The organism is Mucilaginibacter sp. NFR10 (genome assembly GCF_900100445.1).
In the GTDB taxonomy this organism is placed as follows: Bacteria; Bacteroidota; Bacteroidia; order Sphingobacteriales; family Sphingobacteriaceae; genus Mucilaginibacter; species Mucilaginibacter rubeus.
Genome location: NZ_FMTV01000001.1, coordinates 1,550,024 through 1,570,035, shown reverse-complemented (window position 1 = coordinate 1,570,035; position 20,012 = coordinate 1,550,024). Strand labels below are relative to the sequence as shown.

Sequence of the window (20,012 nt, the reverse complement as noted above, 5' to 3'; positions counted from 1 at the left end):
TAAACCAATGACTAAATATTTATTGACCCTCTTTTTTGCTGTTAGCTGTTTCCAGTTAATAGCACAGGTTAAAACCAGGGCGAAAACAAAAGCGAAGCCAACTGCTGGCCTGACCGTTTCTATGGCAAATGGCAAAGCTATCTATATAAATCATTGCTTAACCTGCCACCAGGCCGATGGCGGAGGGGTTCCAAATATGAACCCGCCGTTGATCAAAACATCCTATATAACAGGCAATCATGCACAATTAATTAAAGTGGTGCTTAATGGGTTTTCGGAGAACGTTGATATCGACGGAGAATCATATTCAAATGTGATGCCCGCGCATGACTTTTTAAAGGATCGTGAAATTGCAGATGTATTGACTTATGTGCGGAAAAGTTTTGGTAATAAAGGTGGGGCAATTACAGCAGCTCAGGTTAGGGCGGTCCGCGCGAAGAATATAAAGAAGGCAGCTATTAAAAATATATAACAATCAAATTAAAAACAGCTAAAATGAAATCATTTTTATACTTGTTGCTTATTGCCTATGCTTCGGCAGCGTTTGGGCAGGACGTTAATACTGAAAATATTGTGCGCCGTGTTGCCGATAACATTATTAAGGAAACTTCCTTTCAGTTTGTTAATGCTAAAACAAACGAAAAATATAATTCTACCAAGGGATTGGCTTCATCCATAGATGTCAAGGTTGATAATAAATACAACAAATGGGCATATGTAAATGGTGTTTTAACTATAGGCATGATGCAAACTGCGGATGTGCTTGGCGACAAAAAATATTCAGACTATTTACAGCATAATTTTGCTTTTATTTTTGATAACCTTAGTTATTTCGAAACGCTTTACAAAGCAAAAGCAGGTAAGGTAGAATACGGTTCTGTATTCAATATTACTAATCTCGATGCTTGTGGCGCAATGTCGGCTGGTTTGTTTGATGTGGATGCCCTTGCACAAAGGAAGGATTATGAGGCCTATCTGGAAAGGTCTGCTGCCTATATCCTAACTAAACAAATGCGCTTGCCCGATGGTACACTTGCCCGCCCGCAGCCCCGCTTTGGCACGCTTTGGGCCGATGATATGTTCATGAGTATCCCGTTTTTGGCACGTATGGGTAAGCTTACCGGCGATAATAAATACTTTGATGATGCTATTAAACAGGTAGAGAATTTCAATAAATACCTTTACGACCCGGCCACTGGTTTGTTCTTTCATAATTACTATTCTGATGATCAAACCAATGGTGTAGGTCACTGGGGGCGCAGCAACGGCTGGATAGCCATGGCACAGGTTGAACTGTTAAACAATTTACCCACAAACCATCCAAAACGTGCAGAGCTGATCAAATTACTGCTGAGACAAATAGTAGGTTACGCCCGTTACCAGGATCAAACCGGGTTATGGCACCAGTTATTGGACAAGCCCGATTCATATCTCGAAACATCGGTTACAGCTATGTATACTTATGCGGTGGCCAGGGCAGTAAACCAGGGCTGGATAAATGAAAAATACATTGCCATTGCACGCGAAGGATGGAAAGGTTTAGCCTCAAAAGTAACAGCCGACGGGCAATTGCAGGATGTTTGTATCGGCACTAATATGGACACCGACATCAAATTTTATTATACCCGCCCAACCGAACCGAACGATACACATGGTTTAGGCGCATTATTACTGGCCGGAGCTGAAATGATTAAAGCCGAAAGGAAAAAATAAGTATGGACAGGCTGATAAGTTTGTTATTTTGTATCGCATTTATGGTGCTGGCATCTGATTGTAGGTTATTCGCTGCCGATGTGGATATCACCGCTTATGGCGCTACCGGCAATGGTACAACATTAAATACAATGGCAATTCAAAATGCCATTGACGCGTGCTATAAAACAGGCGGCGGTAAGGTAGTTGTTCCATCAGGTGTGTTTTTAACTAGTACAATTGCATTGAATGACAATATTACGCTGCATCTGAATAAAGGAGCCGTTTTATTAGGTAGTACCGATGTTAATGATTACAAGAACCTTGATCCCTTTGTTGAAGGACTTGGGATTAGCGTAGGTTGGGCATTGGTTGTAGCCGTTGACAAAAAGAACATCAGCATTGAAGGCGAAGGAATTATTGACGGTCAGGGATCAAAACTAAAAGCACAGCAGATATTAACCGATACCCGTGCCGAATCACAGCGCTGGGGCAGGCGTCCTTTTTTATTGCGGGTTGTACGTTGCCAAGATGTTTCTGTAAGCGGTGTTACTTTAAATTACTCAGCCGCCTGGACCTCGCATTACTTTCAATGTAAGCAGGTAAACATTCAGAACGTAAAGATTGAAAGCAGGGGCGTTGCCCACAACGACGGTATGGATATAGACGGCTGCCAGGATGTAACTATCAAAAATTGCGATGTGGTAAGCGGCGATGATGCCTTGTGTTTCAAAACAACATCAAGCAAAATGGCCTGTAAAAATATTGTGATTTCGGGCTTGCGGTTAAAAAGCGGGCAGGGTGCCATCAAGATCGGTACAGAATCGATGGCGCCATTTGAAAATATCAGGATTTCAGAGTGTTATATTTATGACACGGCTAACGGAGGTATCAAGCTGCTTTCTGTAGATGGGGCGAATATCAGGAATATTGAAATAGCTGATATTACCATGGTGGAAGTGAAAACGCCTATCCTGATCCGTTTGGGGGCAAGGTTAAGCGTATTCCGCAAAGATCAGGATACACAGCAACCAATAGGAACACTTGAAAATGTAACCATTCAAAATGTTAAGGCAAAGGCAGCAGATAATGCACAGCTCATGCCGCCGTCAGGCATTCTGATAACAGGGATTCCCGGGCATAATATTAAAGGGCTCACTTTAAAAAACATCGAGATAAATCTGGCCGGTGGCGGCAGCGAAGAAAACGCCCGGCAGGTTGTTCCGGAAGCCATCGATAAATATCCCGAAGTAAAAACATTTGGTCCGCTTGTTCCTGCTTATGGCATATGGGCCAGGCATGTTGACGGGTTAAAACTCGATAATATAAAACTCACATTAGGTAGCAATGACCTCAGACCGGCTTTCATTTGTGAGGACGGGAAAAACATTGAACTTAATTCCTGCATAATTCCTGAAACAGCAGGAGCCCAAGCAGTGATCAGGTTAGAAAGCGTTGCCGAAGCTTTGATAAAGAATACCACGGTTGCTGGTTCTGCAGATGCATTTGTACGTGTTGAAGGTGACGCAAGCGGTAATATCAAGATCCTGAAAAACAACATTCCCGGAATCTCAAAAAAGGTTGAACTATCTGCCGGTCTAAAAGCAGGCATTGCCATTTTAAATTAGCATTATTTAGCCATCAAACAGAACATATGAAGATACATCCACAGAAAATATTTTTAGTTGTCCTTACTTTTATTTTTCCGCATATGGTTTATGCCCAGCAGGTTGTGTCGCCCGTGCAAACAGATAGATGGGCGATTCAGCCTGACGGAAGCATTAAATGGACTATTAATGGCCGGTTGCCCCACACCGATCATATCGAAATGTCGGGCGAGAAAGTATCTGTATGGGTACAGTATGGCTTAGATAGCGCCGGTAACTCGTCTATTTCAAGAACCGTTGTTTTTCCTACTTTCAGGATGTTGCCCGATGGCACGCGGACCCACATCGATTATTCATTTGTTGACGGCGAATTGCCGCGCTTTTTTGTCAACAACCGTAAGCTAAAGACAGACCTGGCCAATGGTAAAAAATCAGGCGATCTTTCATATAATATCACCAGTATCAGCCATAAAGGGATCATGAGAATAGCCGCTACGGCAGGTAATCCGGCGCTGGTAAAAATCGACAGGAGTATTTTTCCATCGGTAGATAAGCCAATGGTAATTGAAAAGTTTGTGTTTACCAATATAACTGATAAGCCGGTTACTATTACTATGGAATATCTGCGGCGTGAAGTCAGGACGGATAGTGCTAAAAGTAAAGAAAGGCCCCATTCGGTGATCAATGGCTCTGTTGATCCTGGCAGCAGGGTAGTTCAACCCGGAGCAAATACTACCTTTTCGGTTTATTACCTCGCTACTGATTTTCCGGCCCAGCCTATTAAAATTGATGCCAATGCTGAAGAAAAGGCTCGTGAAAATCGTATAAATACTATTTTATCGCCGCTGCAATTAAAAACGCCCGATACGCTCTTGAATACCGCGTTTGCCTTTGCCAAGATCAGGGGCACGGAGAGTATTTACAAAACCAAAGTTGGTTACCTGCATGGTCCCGGCGGGCTTGCGTATTATGCCGCTATTTGGGCAAATGACCAGGCCGAATATATCAGCCCGTTTTTCGCTTTTTCGGGAGATAGCATTAGCAACCTGTCGGCCATGAACTGTTACCGGTTGTTTGCAAAGTATATGAACCCGGAATACAAACCAATTCCCAGTTCAATAGTGGCTGAAGGCGATGCGGTATGGAAAGGGGCAGGCGACAGGGGAGATCAGGCCATGATTGCCTATGGCGCATCAAGGTATGCATTAGCGTATGGTAAACCCGACTCTGCCAAAAAACTGTGGCCGCTCATCGCCTGGTGCCTGGAATATAGTCACGGGAAACTGAATGATCAGGGTGTAGTTACTTCTGATCATGATGAACTGGAAGGGCGCTTTCCATCGGGCAAAGCCAACCTTTCAACCAACAGTCTTTATTATGATGCCCTGATCTCCGCTGCATATCTTGGCAAACAATTACATCAACCCAAAACACAAACAGATGAATACTTAAAGCAGGCCGCGGCACTTAAAATCAATATCGAAAAATACTTTGGGGCAACTATCGAAGGTTTTGAAACCTATAAATACTATGAAACTAATGATGTACTGCGTGCCTGGATTTGCCTGCCGCTTACCATGAGTATTTTAGACAGGAGCGAAGGAACCATCAATGCCCTGTTTTCGCCAAGCTTGTGGACTGCCGATGGATTAGCAACACAGGCGGGCAAAGAACATTTTGGGACCGCTCAACCCTGTATGCGCTTCGCGGCGTATTGCAGGCAGGTAAAACCGAAAAGGCAATGGAATATCTGCAATATTATTCGCGCAGAAGATTGTTAGGCGAGCATGTGCCTTACCCGGTGGAAGCTTATCCTGAAGGTAATCAAAGGCATTTATCGGCTGAAAGCGGGCTTTATTGCCGGATTTTTACCGAAGGTTTATTCGGCATCAGGCCAACGGGTTTCAGCAATTTTGATTGTACGCCCCGTTTACCAAAGGGATGGAATGAAATGGCCTTGAATAATGTTCACGCATTCGGCCATGTTTTTAATCTCCAAATCTCACGGCAAAACAAAGGGAAGCTGCTTATCTCCATCACAGAGGGTAGCAAAGTAATTAAATACAAGATTACTGATGGCGCAACACAACCGGTGGTATTATAAACTGTACCTTGATGTATAAAAAACAAACCCTATGAAAAAAATATTGAAATACACATTGCCTGCTTTAATGGCATTTATGGTACAGGGCGCTTTTGCACAAACACACCAATTGGAAAAGCTTTGGGAAACTGATACCGTTGTACGCATCCCCGAATCTGTTTTACCGGATTTCAAAAAGAAAATCTTATACGTATCAGAAATTGAAGGAAACCCCAGCGCGGTTGATGGTAAAGGTGGGGTTGCAAAGATTGGACTGGATGGAAAGATCATCGACCTGAACTTTACAACCGGCTTAAACTCACCTAAAGGCCTGGGGCGGGTTGAGGATCAATTATGTGCAGCCGATTTGTCGGAAGTGGTAGTTATTGATATTAAAACGGGCAAAGTGATCAATAAAATCCCTGTCGACAGCGCGAAAATGCTAAACGACATTACCGTAGATAGCAAAGGGATAGTTTACGTATCAGACAGTAAAACCAAAAAAATCCACCGGATAGAAAAGGGGCAGGTAACAACTTTTTTAACGAACGTAAATGGTGTAAACGGGCTTAAAGCCATTAATGATGATCTATATATCCTCGGCGGGCCAAAGTTCATGAAGGCGGATAGTAAAGGCAATTTAACCCAAATAACTACGCTGAGCTGTGGAGGTGATGGTTTGGAGCCGGTAGGCAATGGCGACTTTTTGATTACCTGCGGGTCGGGCCACATATTTTATGTAACGGCCGATGGTAAAATAGAAACCCTGCTTGATTCGGAGGCACAAAAGATGAATACTGCTGATTTAGGTTACGACACCGTTAATCACATTTTGTATGTGCCAACATTTTTTGGAAAGAAGGTAGCGGCTTATAAACTAATCACTCGTTAATATATGCAGTTGAAAAATCTAAGACTGTATTTAATATTGATAATTGTTTTGAGTACTAAGTCTTTATTCGCGCAGCAAAATACCCGTTTAGATACGGGCTGGCAGTTTATAAAACAAGATTTAGGTGGGATTTGGGAAGCCATCCGTCCGGAAGATAAAGGCATTCCGCATGATGTTCCGCACTGGCAGCAGGTAGTGCTTCCGCATTGTTTTAACGCGCGTGACGCGGTAGATCCCGATGTGAACTACTACCAGGGGCCGGGATGGTACCGTACCCAGGTAAGCATCAATAACCCATATCAAAGAGGGCGTACACTATTGCATATTGAAGGTGCCGGGCAAAAGACTGACGTTTATGTATATAACACCAAAGTAGGTTCGCATTTGGGCGGCTACGATGAATGGACGGTAGATATAACAAAGGCTGTTAATGACTTTAAGAAAACAGAGATCTGCCAAACTCAATTTAAAGGAAATATCCCTGTCGAAATAAGGTGTGATAACTCGCGCGACCTTGAAAGTATTCCGTCACGTTTATCGGACTTTACAGTGTATGGCGGACTTTACCGGTATCTCATTTTAGTATACGTACCTGTTGTTTCGTTGGATAAGGTTTTTGCCAAGGCAGAGGTTGATAAAGATGGTAAGCAAGGGAAGTTAAATATTGGTCTTCGTGTCTATGATCCTGAAAAAATAAATGCAGTTGAGGGTGATATTAAGATCATTGATCCGCAGGGTAAAATTATCCAGCAATCAAAATATAATTTATCTTCTACTGCGGGAGAAATACCGGTTGGTTCATTTACGGTTAAAAAGCCGCAATTATGGTCGCCAGATCATCCGGTGTTATATACTGTTGAGGTTAGTGCGCGTGCCAATGGCAGTACTTTTACCCAAAGGGAAAAGATAGGGTTCCGGAATTTTGAATTTGTGGATCATGGGCCTTTCATGCTTAACGGTAAACGCCTATTGTTAAGGGGTACCCATCGTCATGAAGACGAGGCAGGTGTTGCAGCTGCGATGACCGAAGGTATGACCAGGCAGGAAATGCAGCTCATGAAAGATATGGGCGTAAACTTTATTCGCCTGGGCCATTACCAGCAATCGCGGATTGCACTTAATCTGTGCGATAGCCTGGGTATTTTGGCCTGGGAAGAAGAGCCCTGGTGCCGCGGTGGCTTGGGAGGCGAGATTTATAAAAATCAGGCCCGGCAAATGCTTACCAACATGATTGAGCAGCATTATAATCATCCAGCTATAATTTTATGGGGGCTTGGAAATGAGAATGATTGGGAAGGTGATTTCTCAGAGTTTGATAAAGCAAAGATCAGGGCCTTTATGAGCGAGCAAAATGGCCTTGCCCACCGGCTCGATCCATCCCGAAAAACCACCATTCGTCGTTGTGACTTTTGCAAGGATATTGTTGATGTGTATTCACCCTCTATATGGGCAGGCTGGTATCGTGGTACTTATAACGAGTATAAGCAAACAACCCTCGATGAGTTTAAGAAAGTAAACCACTTTTTTCATGCAGAATGGGGCGGGGACAGCCATGCGTTGCGTCATTCTGAAGATCCTGATAAGGCCTTTGTTAATATTAAGAAGGGAGGTGGCGCCGATGAACGCGCTGGCGACGCGTCGCTCTCCGGCGGAGATGCAAGGGTTTCAAAGGATGGCGACTGGAGCGAAAGCTATATCTGCAATCTTTTCGACTGGCATTTAAAAGAGCAGGAGACAATACCCTGGTTAACAGGATCGGCCTTTTGGGTATTCAAAGATTTTTCGACACCGTTACGGCCGGACAACCCGATCCCTTATATGAACCAAAAGGGTGTGGTGGAACGGGACATGACCAAAAAGGAATCATATTACGTTTTTCAATCGTATTGGACAACCAAACCAATGGCACATATTTACGGGCATACCTGGCCTGTAAGATGGGGAAGCGAGGGAGAACAGAAGGTGATTAAAGTTTATTCGAACTGTGAAACCGCCGAGTTATTTCTGAATGGAAAGAGCTGCGGTATAAAAAAACGGAACAGCCAGGATTTTCCTGCTGCCGGTTTGCGCTGGGTGGTAACGTTTAAGAAAGGCAGCAACAATATCCGCGTAGTGGCTCAAAAGGGAAAAGCTACCGTAACCGATGAGATTAACCAGATTTATCAAACAGATAAATGGGATAGGCCGGCTAAACTGATAGTTGAGAAAATAGCAGAAGAAAATGGTTTTGCCACAGTACAGGTTAAAGTTTTAGATAAAAACGGTATCCAGTGCCTCGATGCTATAAACTGGCTCAGCTTTTCGCTAAGCGGGGATGGCATATTGCAGGATGATTTAGGTACATCAGGCGGATCAAGAAAAGTGCAGGCTTATAATGGTCGCGCTACTATAAAAGTACAAACCCAAAACGGTAAAAGTGTAGTAGGTGTACAATCGCCGGGATTACAAACTGTATTTATAAATCTTTAATATGCATCAGCTTAAAAAGTATTTAGTTTTTGTGGGTTTGATAAGTGCCAAACTTGCTGTTGCGCAAACCAAAAGTAATAATGCGGATTTAAAGCTTTGGTATACAAAACCCGCGGTTGCCTGGGAAGAGGCGCTGCCCCTGGGTAATGCTACTACCGGAGCTATGGTGTTTGGCGGTGTTAATCATGAACGTTTTCAGTTGAATGATCATAATCTTTGGTCCGGTTATCCTGAACCGGGAAACAATCCGCAGGGGCCTGCCCATCTGCCCGAAGTGCGCGCCGCTGTTTTTGCCGGGGATTTTGGCAAAGCAGCAGCAATATGGAAAAAATATCTGCAGGGACCTTACACTGCCCGATATCTTCCTTTAGGCGATTTGTTGCTTGATTTTAACCTGACTGATAGCACCTGTAGTGATTATCGCCGCGAGCTGGATTTAAATAATGCCGTATCTACGGTGAGGTATAAGGTTAATGGAGCTAATTTTTCGCGAGAAGCCTTCATAAGTTACCCCGACAAGGTGATGGTAGTGCGTATTACTGCCGATAAAAAGGGGGCGGTAAATTTCAAGGCCAACCTGCAAAGTAAACTACGCTTTACTGTTTCGGTAGCCGGTAGCAATAAATTGGTTTTGAATGGCAAAGCGCCAACTTATGTTGCTAACCGTGATTACGAACCCAGGCAGGTGATTTATGACGAGCCCAAAGGCGAGGGTATGAATTTCCGCATCAACCTTAAAATAAAGAATATTGGGGGGAAAGTAAGTGCTGTTAACAATGCGCTGCAGGTTAGCGGTGCAAATGAGGTTATCCTATATCTGACTGAAGCTACCAGCTTTAATGGCTTTGATAAATCGCCCGGATTACAGGGTACAGCCCCTGCTATCGAGGCTGATAGGAGCCTTTCGGCTGCCGAACAAAAAACATATGACCTGCTTAAGCAAAGGCATATTGCCGATTATCAGCATTTATTTAAACGTGTAGATTTTAATTTAGGCGCTGATGCTGAAATGATAAAACAGCCGATAGATGAACGGCTTAAAAACTTCAATATAGCGAAACCCGATAAGCAGTTGCAAACGCTGTATTATCAATTCGGGCGCTATTTGCTCATTGCCAGTTCGAGGCCGGGAAGTGCTCCTGCCAATTTACAGGGGATCTGGAATGACCAGGTAATACCACCCTGGGGCAGCAATTATACCACCAATATTAATACCGAAATGAATTACTGGCTGGCCGAGAATACCAATCTCTCTGAGTGCCATCAGCCATTGTTCGATTTTTTGAAAGAGCTTGCGGTAAATGGTAAAGTCACTGCTAAAGTAAATTATAATATCAATGAAGGCTGGGTTGAGCATCATAATACCGATATTTGGGCTAAAACATCAACTGTTGGTAATTATGATCAGGATCCTAAAAGTTCTGTAAGGTGGTCGGCCTGGCCAATGGGCGGTGCCTGGATGAGCCTTCATTTGTATGATCATTACCTTTTTACCGTTGATAAGGCTTTTTTAAGCGAAACTGCTTACCCTGTTATGAAAGGTGCTGCACAATTTATGCTGCACTGGCTAATTACTGATACCAACACAGGCTATCTGGTAACAAACCCTTCAACATCACCCGAAAACACAGTTAAGATCAATGGTAAAGAATACCTGGTAAGCATGGCCTCTACCATGGATATGTCAATTATTCGGGAGCTGTTTCTGGATTGTATCAGTAGTGCCCGTATTTTGGATATTGATAACGCATTTGCCGATAAGCTGAAAAATACATATAATAAACTTTATCCGTTTCACATAGGCAAGCATGGCCAATTGCAGGAATGGTTTAAAGACTGGGATGATCCGGCAGATACCCACAGGCATATTTCGCAACTGTTCAGCCTGTTTCCCGGCAGGCAGATCTCAGTATTTAATACGCCGGAGTTAGCGGCGGCGGCAAAACAATCCATGATTTACCGGGGCGATGTAAGTACAGGCTGGTCAATGGCTTGGAAGGTGAACTGGTGGGCCCGAATGCATGATGGCAACCATGCCTATAAAATATTAGCTGCCGCATTTAATTATATGGACCCATTGCAGAAAAAAGAGCAAATGAGCGGGGGCGGCACCTATCCGAATTTGTTTGATGCGCACCCGCCTTTCCAGATTGATGGAAATTTTGGAGGAACAGCGGGCATGACCGAGATGCTTCTGCAAAGCCAGGATGGTGAAATTGAATTGTTACCAGCCCTGCCCGATGCCTGGGCCGATGGCAGCGTCAAAGGCATCAAAGCCCGCGGAAATTTTGAGGTGACTATCGACTGGAAAAAGGGGAAACTGAGCAAAGCAACCATTAAATCAAACATGGGAGGCATTTGCAGGCTGCGTACACCGATTCCCGTAAAAATTGTGGAGACAGGCAGTAAGACTGCTGTTGGTATAAATAGTAATATACTAAATACTCCGCCAGCGATGCCGGTTTATCAAAAAGTGGATGATACTCAACTTCCTGACATTACATTTAATAAAGGCTACTTAATTGATTTTGCCACTGAAAAAGGCAAAACATACACTGTTATTCCCCGGTAATACCATGAAAAATTTAAAATATTGTTTGCTGTTTGTTTTGTTTTTAAGTTTTGCTGCATCACTCCATGCGCAATCAATAAGCTGGACGGAGATAGAACCAGGCATCTGGAAAGGTGTCATTGGCAAGCCCGAGGAGTTTGACCTGTTGAAGGCCTCAGGTGCACAAGCTTATCATGCCGGTTTACAGAAAATGCCTGCTGCCGGTTTTCCCCTGGCACAGGAGGAAATTACCGGCAAGGTACAGGATGGTAAAACCTATCTCCGCTTTCCTCTTGAAAAAAAGGAACAGTTGTTTGGGTTCGGCTTAAATTTTCAAACCGTATTTCAACGGGGAAAGGTGCTTACCCTTCATGTTGATAATTATGCAGGTAAGGATAATGGTCGTACACATGCGCCGACGCCATTTTACGTATCATCAAAAGGTTATGGCGTGTTTATTAATTCAGCAAGGTATCTCAACGTATACGCGGGCACAGCTGTGAATCGCGACAGCAAAACTCCGCCTGAAGTGAAAGACCGTAACCTGGATAAATCATGGAGCTCGCACCCGTATTCAGATGGTGTGGAAATACTGGTACCTGCTGCCGGAACCGAGATTTATGTATTTGCCGGGCCAACCATGCTGGATGCTGTAAGGCGATATAATTTGTTGAATGGCGGAGGCTGCTTGCCGCCGCGTTGGGGGCTGGGCTTTACTCAACGCATGCAGCGTTTAACCGACGCGCACCGAGTTGAAGAAGAAGCAAAGGCATTTGAAGAAAAGGGGTACCCGCTTGATTTTATAGGGCTTGAACCTGGTTGGCAAAGTAAATCGTACCCTTGCACTTTTGAATGGGATCAAAGCCGGTTCCCTGACCCAAAAGCTTTGATTCAGAATATGCTGAAAAAGAATATCAGGCTTAATTTGTGGACTAATCCCTATGTGTCGCCACAAGCACCCCTTTATAAAAATATTTTACCCTATAGCGGTTCACATACCGTTTGGAACGGCATCGTACCAGACATCAGTATGCCCGAAGCGCGTAAAATCTTCTTCGGCGAACTGGAAAAAGGAAAAATAGATATAGGCGTCAGCGGGTATAAAATGGATGAGGTTGACGGGGGCGACAATTACTTATGGCCCGATGTAGCTGTTTTCCCGTCCGGTCATGCTGCAGAGCAAATGCGCCAAACCTATGGGTTAATGATGCAGCGTTATACAAACGAGATTTATCATCAGCGCAACCAGCGTACATTCGGCCTGGTGCGTGCATCAAACGGTGGCGGTGCATCATTCCCTTATGTTACCTATAATGATTACTATGATCACCGCGATTTTATCACAGCGCTGGTAAACAGCGGTTTTGCCGGTGTATTATGGACGCCAGAAGTACGATCATCCAAAACAGGAGAGGAGTGGCTGCGCAGGTTCCAATCAAACGTGTTTTCGCCGATGGCCATGATCAATGCATGGGCAAGTGGTACTAAACCGTGGTCGTTTCCTGAAGTTGCTGAGCAGGTAAAAGCTATGGCGAATCTGCGGATGCAAATGATACCATACTGGTACAGCGAATTTGCTAAATATCATTTTGCAGGGATCCCGCCTTTCAGGGCTATGTATATGGAAGACGGCTTTGGAGTTTCAGAGGCCAAAACTGACAAGAAACAGTTAAACCTGGAAGAGAACCCATATGAAGAAGCCATAACCAAAGAAGTTAAAGATCAGTATATGGCCGGCGAATATTTATTGGTAGCGCCCGTATTTGCGGGTGAAACCAGCCGAAAGGTAATACTACCCAAAGGCAAATGGTATGACTTTTATACCGGGAAATATGCAGGCGGAGGTGAAGTGATTAGCGTTGAGCCGGGCCTGGATAAAATTCCTGTGTATGTTAAGGATGGTGGAATTATACCTATGATGCCTGCAATGCTGCATGCGCCAAAAGCAGGACAGAAGGTAGATCTCGAGATCAGGTATTATGGCAACAAGCCCGGTGTTTATTCATTATATGATGATGACGGTGAGACATTTGATTACGAAAAAGGCAACTATTCATTCCGCAAGATTACTGCCATTAAAAAGAATGGGAAATTAATTGGTTCTATCTCTCCCGCCCTAAAAGGCAAACCTGATAATATTGAAAAAATAACCTTTAAATCCATGACCGATTAATAAGTTATTAAAGTGGTAAATAATTTGAGCGCTTTTGAAAGATTTATGAATGTCTGTAACCCTAAACTATTAAAAACCGCGTATTATCAAAGGTTTATCCCTTCTACAGCTGAAGATAAGTGCAATTTTTAGAAAAGATGGATTCAAACCCCCGAATACTGTATTGTATTTATAAATACTTAATAAATCAATTAGCTGCTTTGTTGTAAAAAGCATAAAAAAACCGAACGTTAGGTTCGGTTTTTTTTCAGTGGAGCCAGAGGGATCCAATCGAACCCCTTATCCCACTATTAACGCTTTTGGATGAAATGAAATTGCTTTAGAAATTTGATCGACTAATTAGGAAGACAGTCTCCTCATTTGTCTTTCAACTTTAAAAATTACAAGCACGTTTACTCCAGGCCCATTTTTAATCTCAAAGGTTCCGCCCAGTTGTTTGCTAAGTGCTTTCATCATCTCCATTCCTAAGGACGATGTTTCTGTCAAATCAAAATTCGAAGGAAGCCCTTTGCCGTTGTCGCTTATAAGCAAGGTAATGGTTTCCGGTGCTGACAGTTTAGCATTAATAAGTATTTCGCCTCCGGTTTTATCAAATGCGTATTTAATGCTGTTAGTGATAGCCTCATTCAAGATCAGGCCCATAGGTACGGCTTGCGATATATCAAGGTTCACCTGATCAAGGTTTTCCTGAAACCTGATTTTGCGATTTCCACAATCATAGCAGGTGTAGAGATATCTCACCAAATCGGTAATATAATCGGCCATTACAATAGTTGCCACATTGCTTTTGCTATAAAGCTTTTGATGGATGATAGAAATAGCCTGTACCCGGTTTTGGCTATCCCTTATGGCATCCCGGGCATCGGTATTCTGCAGATATGCAGATTGAGTGTATAACAAACTCATTACTATTTGAAGGTTGTTTTTAACCCGATGATGAACCTCGCGGAGCAACCATTCTTTTTCAGTAAGCAAATCCTGTTGACGCCCTAATAAATTGTCTTTATCCTGAAGCAGTTTTTCTTTTTCGTTCAGAAGGAAAGAGAGCGAAGTGTTTTGGATATTGATCTCTTTTTGTTTGTTTTTTAGCTTAAAGTTGCTTCGTTGCTTGCTTCGGTAAGCGAAGTATAATATTCCGGCCAATAAAAAGCCTACCAATACACCCGCTAAAGTGATATTTCGCTGTTGGTGAATTTTTTCAAGGTTGTTTTTTTGAATTGCTGACTGGTTGTTGAGTTCCTGGATCTTTTTATCCTTTTGTACTGATAAATATTTCGTTTCAAGCTCACTGATTTGCTTGCTCGTTGCAATATTGGTAAGGGAGTCTTTTATAATTTTGATCCGCTGAAAGCCCTTTAGCGCTGCAAGAAATTCGCCTTTAGCCGAATCGACCTTGAACCTATGCTGATATATGGTCATTTTTGAGAGCACCGACATCTTACCGGTGGGCAGCGCTTCCAGCATCGTTAACTCATTAGCCAGTTTAAACCATTGCCTGGTTAGCAGGTAATGCTTTGGTAGCGGATCATAAGTAGCAATAAAATTATCCATGGCGTAATAATTTTTCTTGCTCTCCTCGGGTATACCGTCACGAACCAGCAAAAGGATTTTTTTAAATCTTGGGATCATTTTTTCGGCACTTGCGTTGTTCTTCGTATGATTGTACAGCTTCATCTCGGCCGAAAGAAACATGCTTTCCTCAATCACTGTTTTTTGAGGGAATTTTTGATAAGTCTTTTTGAGATAGACAATGGCTGTTTGATATTTTTTTAAGTTAATATAACAGGTAAGTATTTCATGAACACCAAGGTTATATATCTCATGAGCATTTAGCTTTGCTGCAATGTCTACGCACTTTTGATGATAAACGAGCGCTTGCCCAAACTGCCGTTTATTATAGTAAGCAACGCCTAAAGTAAAATAATAATACTGCCCCCAATAAGTATCGTGTTTGGAGTTGGCCTCATAAGCGTTTACGCAGTTTATGCGGGCAAGTAATTCTTTCGGCATATCGCCTTTTCTGTAATAGGTATCGGCAAGGTTATAATAAGCCTCGGCAATTCGGGGGCTTTTTAACAGCTCAAATTGTTTGATTACCAGAATATAATATTGCTCAGCCTTATCAAATTGATTGGCGTTTTGATAAGTTAACGCGATATCGAACTGTTCATCAGCCGCCTGAAGTTTGAACCCGTTTTTTAAATAAATTTCGTAAGCCTTATTATGGATTTTTAGTTTATTATCAGTTTTAGCCTTATCTGACGCAGGCATGTGGTTTGCAAAATAACGCCATACATTAGCTTCTTTTAATGGTTGACGATGTGTTTGATAATGGTTAGCAGCTTCTGTAAAAATTTGATTTGCCAGGCTCAAATTGTTCTGTTCTATAGCGAGTTCTCCTTTAATAAAAACCACGCTATCCAGGTACGCTGTGGCATGGATAGTTTTACTAAGCATTTCGGCCTGGGTTATATAATATACGGCGCTGTCCATGTCTGTATGCGGTCTGCCTGGTTTGTACAAATAATGCCGGGCTAATTGAAGCTGCATGTTGATACGGTTGGTGTCCTTCCTCGTTTTATTAAGCTTTTCGAGCAGTTTTACTACATTTTGGGCACCGGCGACGAAGGCGTAGCTTATCAAAAAAATGCAAATGGCAAGCCTTTTCATCGTCGTGATATGTGGTTTAACTAAAGTTTTTTTGAGTTATAGCTATTCAAAAGGGTGTTAATACCGGTGCGGATCAGTTAATTATAGTTTCAGTTTCCGGCATCTCATCTCTTAAGATGAAATACAGGAAACGAAAGATTGTGCCATCTGGATAAGGTTTTGAAAATCAATTGTTTGTCTTTTGTTTGGAATGCAAAGCAGGCGATATATCGGACGGGACTTAGAGCACCGTCCGATATGTAGTCGGTATAGATATCCGGATTATTGTAGATTGTAATAACTCCGGTGATATTATGAAAAAGGAGTTGGGCTACTTAATACCCAGTCGTTTCATTTTTGAATGAAGAGTAGTAGGAGGTAGTCCCATTACCGCGGCGGCACCGCCAGCACCCCTTATTCGGCCGTTGCAATTTTTTAGCACGGTTATGATATAGTCCCTTTCATTTTCATCGATAGTTTTCATTCTTGTGCTTGCCTGGGGTTCAAGGCTTGTTTTATTACCTGGCTGCTTGGGCAATAAAACCTGTTCTATAATTGAGGTTTTTGACAATAGTATAGTTCTTTCAATAAAATGCTCCAGTTCCCTGACATTCCCAGGCCATGCGTAATCAAGCATTTGGGCCATCGCTTCGGGAGAGATCCCGTTAATTTGTCTTTTATATTTTTTTGAAAAGTGCGAGATGAAATGATCAGTGAGCGCAGGTATATCGTCAATTCTTTCCCTTAAAGAAGGGATAATGATAGGGAATACAAAGAGGCGATAATATAAGTCGAGCCTAAAACGCCCTTCTTCCATTTCTTTTTCCAGATCGCGGTTAGTAGCAGCTATGATCCTAACATCAATTTTTATAGGCCCCTTACCGCCAAGACGTTCAATTTCCTGTTCCTGCAATACACGAAGCAGCTTTACTTGTAGGTCTATCGGCAGTTCGCCTATCTCATCCAGGAAAATTGTGCCGCCGTTGGCCATTTCAAATTTACCGGTCCGTTTTTCAAGAGCACCGGTAAAGGCACCCTTTTCATGCCCAAAAAGCTCGCTTTCGATAAGGTTGGCCGGTAGTGCCGCGCAATTAACAACCACCAAAGGCTTGCCCGACCTGGCCGATAGCGAATGGATGCTTTTAGCTACTCTTTCCTTACCGGTGCCGCTTTCACCAAGAATAAGTACTGAGGTATCAAGTGGCGAAATAGTATTGATATGATCAAGTACAGTTAGCATAGGGCGGCTTTGCCCAACAATGCCGTCAAAATCGCGGGTACGCTCTTTAAACGATACTGGTTCGGCGGAGGGAACTGAAGGCTGTTGATCTGCAGTGATCTTTTGCCTGTCATTTTCAAGCACGCTACCCAAAACGTTAATCAAACGGCTTAATAATGCAATATGCTGTTGGCCATAGGTATTGCTTCTTCGGCAGTAAAACTCGTATCTTATTAAGGTTGAGTTGTCTTGCAAAATTGGAAAAAACAACGCTGATTCGAAGTCATAGGTATCGGCGATTAGTTTGCTCAAGGGATTTTGATTGCAAAGGTGATCAACTTCCTCATCATTAAAGTATTTTGCTCTGTTTACAGCTGGTAACGAGGTATAGATGTTATTCAGCGTGGCATGATCTGTGCCGGTTACATTCACCAACTCCTGTTCTCCAAGCACCTGGTATTCATCAAAGCCTATCCTTAAAAAACCAACGCTGGTGATGCTTGGGATATTTGCGTTTTTGAGTATGAAATTAAGGTAATCAAACGGCACATATGCCTGCAGCTTATCGGCGAGCCGCAATAGTTTTTGCACCTTATCGCCGTCATAATTACGGATATCTTTCAGCTTTTGGTTCAGTTCCATTTCTTGCTGCCTGCTTGATTCAATACTGTTTTGATGCCGGTAAAAAGCAACATCAAGCGTAGTGAGCAAGTCGTCCTCACGGAATGGCTTAACTATAAAACCGAATGGCATTGTTGATTTGGCTTCTTCCAATAAGGTGCCTTGAAAGTTTGCGGTGAGGTATACAAAAGCCATATTCCGTTCAGTAAGTTTCCTGGCAAGATCAATGCCGTTTAGTGCACCTTTCAGGTGAATGTCAAGCAATACCAGGTCGGGCTTTTGTTCGTCGATAGAAGATAATGCCTCATTAACTGACTCTGATATGCCTGTAACTTTATATCCGGCCGATGTTAAGATCAGTTTTAAATGATGCCCTACAAGAGATTCGTCTTCTACTATCAGTATTTTCTTCATCAATATATTATGCAAAAATAAAGCTATTTCACAATGCCATTCTCCTTAACGAAACTCTTTCGACCAGGAAAATTTAGCTAAATAGTCTTTTAGTTATGAAACATCCTATCCAATACGTGTGCCGCGGTCAAAATAACATGATACAATTTCGGCCTATTTTAATAATCTGCCAAATGTGTCCTGAAAACTAAGGTATTTGAGAATCTTCGGCGAATTTTATAAGAGCGCCCATCGTTAAGTGCCCGATACTCGCAATGTAAACCGACGAAATAAGATTCACAAAAAAACGAAAGCGCCGATATATCGTCGGCTAACAAGGTAAAATGTTCTTTTTTTAATTGTTATGGCTGTGGCATAAAATTCGAAGCAGTTGTAATGAAATCTCCCTAAATAAAATTGGAATGATCACTGAAAGAATAACATCCAAACCGGAAGCCAAAATGCAGAACCTGAATTTACAGTTTGACTTACCTCAAGGTATCCTGATTGATTCGGGCGCAAATACGGGTACAAATCGTCCGGCGCGGGGCTCTGTCTTCAACAATCAATATCCCGGCATTATTGGCAACAGCACCGAGATGCAAAAAGTGTATAGGCTGATGAACATGGTTGCGCCAAGTAATTCAACAGTTTTGCTGCTCGGCGAAACAGGTACGGGAAAGGAAGTTATTGCAAGGGGGATCCACCTGTCATCATCCAGAAAAAATAGACCGATGGTGACTGTTAATTGCGCGGCACTACCGGCAAACCTAATAGAAAGCGAACTTTTTGGTCACGAAAGAGGAGCATTTACAGGAGCCATGGACCGTAGAATTGGCAAATTTGAGCTGGCCCATCAGGGTACCATTTTCCTTGACGAAATTGGCGAACTTCCGTTGGAGTTGCAGGTTAAATTATTACGTGCGATCCAGGAGCGGGAGTTTGAAAGGGTTGGAGGGAAAACAACCATAAAAGTTGATGTCCGGATCATTGCAGCTACCAACCGCGATCTGGAGGAGGAGGTTGACGCGCATCGTTTTAGGGCAGACCTGTACTATCGCCTCAATGTTTTCCCGATATGCTTGCCGCCGTTAAGAGAAAGACAGGAGGACATTGCCGAACTGGCAAACTTTTTCCTGCTTCGTTATTGCAAATTAACCGGTAAAAAAATCAGTTTCATATCTAATAAAGCACTGCAGCAACTCAAAAGCTATTCATGGCCCGGAAATGTGAGGCAACTGGAACACCTGATTGAAAGAAGTATCCTGCTATCTGACGATAGTGTATTACGAGAGGTTTGCTTGCCGAATGATACAAACAAAAACATTGGTGATCAGGACATTTTCAAAAACAAAACACTTATTGATGTTGAGCGGTGCCATATCATTGCGGTATTAAAAAAATGCGGCGGTAAAATTGCCGGCGAAGGTGGTGCGGCCGAATGGCTGGGTGTACCGCCAACTACACTACATGCCAAAATGAAAAAGCTCAATATTGGTAAGCAGGATTATTTTCCGCAAAAAGCATAAACATAAGTTTAGGTATTGCCTGCTTCGGATCATGAAAAATAGCTACTTTTAGCGCTAAACATTTGTTTAGGGTTTACTACATCCCGGTGCATTATAGTAGATTTTCATGAAGCATTCAGCGATACGACATTCTT

At 42.9% G+C, this 20,012-nt stretch carries 12 protein-coding genes; 10 read left to right on the top strand and 2 right to left on the bottom strand.

The annotated features are described in order from the left end of the window. The first annotated feature begins 7 nt into the window (after positions 1-7). From BLP33_RS06470 to BLP33_RS06435, 9 genes are read left to right on the top strand one after another with little or no spacing between them, the layout of a single operon-like run. Positions 8-472: a c-type cytochrome gene (locus BLP33_RS06470; protein WP_090526243.1), complete on the top strand. Its 465-nt coding sequence runs from the start codon at positions 8-10 to the stop codon at positions 470-472. Between the two features lie 23 nt (positions 473-495). Further along, positions 496-1,713: a glycoside hydrolase family 88/105 protein gene (locus BLP33_RS06465; protein WP_090525890.1), complete on the top strand. Its 1,218-nt coding sequence runs from the start codon at positions 496-498 to the stop codon at positions 1,711-1,713. Between the two features lie 2 nt (positions 1,714-1,715). After that, entirely contained in the window at positions 1,716-3,320 is a 1,605-nt protein-coding gene (locus tag BLP33_RS06460; RefSeq protein WP_090525889.1) for a glycoside hydrolase family 28 protein, read from the top strand. 26 nt (positions 3,321-3,346) lie between these two features. After that, entirely contained in the window at positions 3,347-5,080 is a 1,734-nt protein-coding gene (locus tag BLP33_RS06455; protein ID WP_217633114.1) for a glucosidase family protein, read from the top strand. Next, positions 5,041-5,403 (top strand): hypothetical protein, encoded by a 363-nt coding sequence (locus BLP33_RS27635; protein WP_217633113.1) that lies wholly within the window; start codon positions 5,041-5,043, stop codon positions 5,401-5,403. The genes BLP33_RS06455 and BLP33_RS27635 overlap by 40 nt, the downstream gene beginning before the upstream one ends. A gap of 31 nt (positions 5,404-5,434) precedes the next feature. Further along, a complete protein-coding gene (locus BLP33_RS06450) occupies positions 5,435-6,274 on the top strand; it encodes an SMP-30/gluconolactonase/LRE family protein (RefSeq protein WP_254780070.1) in 840 nt (279 codons plus the stop codon). Between the two features lie 3 nt (positions 6,275-6,277). After that, positions 6,278-8,743 (top strand): glycoside hydrolase family 2 TIM barrel-domain containing protein, encoded by a 2,466-nt coding sequence (locus tag BLP33_RS06445; RefSeq protein WP_090525888.1) that lies wholly within the window; start codon positions 6,278-6,280, stop codon positions 8,741-8,743. A gap of 1 nt (position 8,744) precedes the next feature. Beyond that, positions 8,745-11,315 (top strand): glycoside hydrolase family 95 protein, encoded by a 2,571-nt coding sequence (locus BLP33_RS06440; RefSeq protein WP_090525887.1) that lies wholly within the window; start codon positions 8,745-8,747, stop codon positions 11,313-11,315. Positions 11,316-11,319: 4 nt separating this feature from the next. After that, on the top strand, positions 11,320-13,467 hold the full coding sequence (locus BLP33_RS06435) for a glycoside hydrolase family 31 protein (RefSeq protein WP_090526241.1): 2,148 nt from the start codon (positions 11,320-11,322) through the stop codon (positions 13,465-13,467). 339 nt (positions 13,468-13,806) lie between these two features. Here the strand turns inward: BLP33_RS06435 and BLP33_RS06430 are convergent, their stop codons facing one another. Then, entirely contained in the window at positions 13,807-16,137 is a 2,331-nt protein-coding gene (locus BLP33_RS06430) for a tetratricopeptide repeat-containing sensor histidine kinase (protein WP_090525886.1), read from the bottom strand. A gap of 310 nt (positions 16,138-16,447) precedes the next feature. Beyond that, the gene (locus BLP33_RS06425; RefSeq protein WP_217633112.1) at positions 16,448-18,370 is read right to left on the bottom strand and encodes a sigma 54-interacting transcriptional regulator; all 1,923 of its coding nucleotides are present in this window, start codon (positions 18,368-18,370) and stop codon (positions 16,448-16,450) included. A gap of 401 nt (positions 18,371-18,771) precedes the next feature. On the opposite strand from BLP33_RS06425, the gene BLP33_RS06420 reads away from it, so the two are divergent. Next, positions 18,772-19,878, top strand: a complete 1,107-nt coding sequence (locus BLP33_RS06420; RefSeq protein WP_090525884.1) for a sigma-54 interaction domain-containing protein — start codon at positions 18,772-18,774, stop codon at positions 19,876-19,878. Positions 19,879-20,012: the final 134 nt, after the last annotated feature.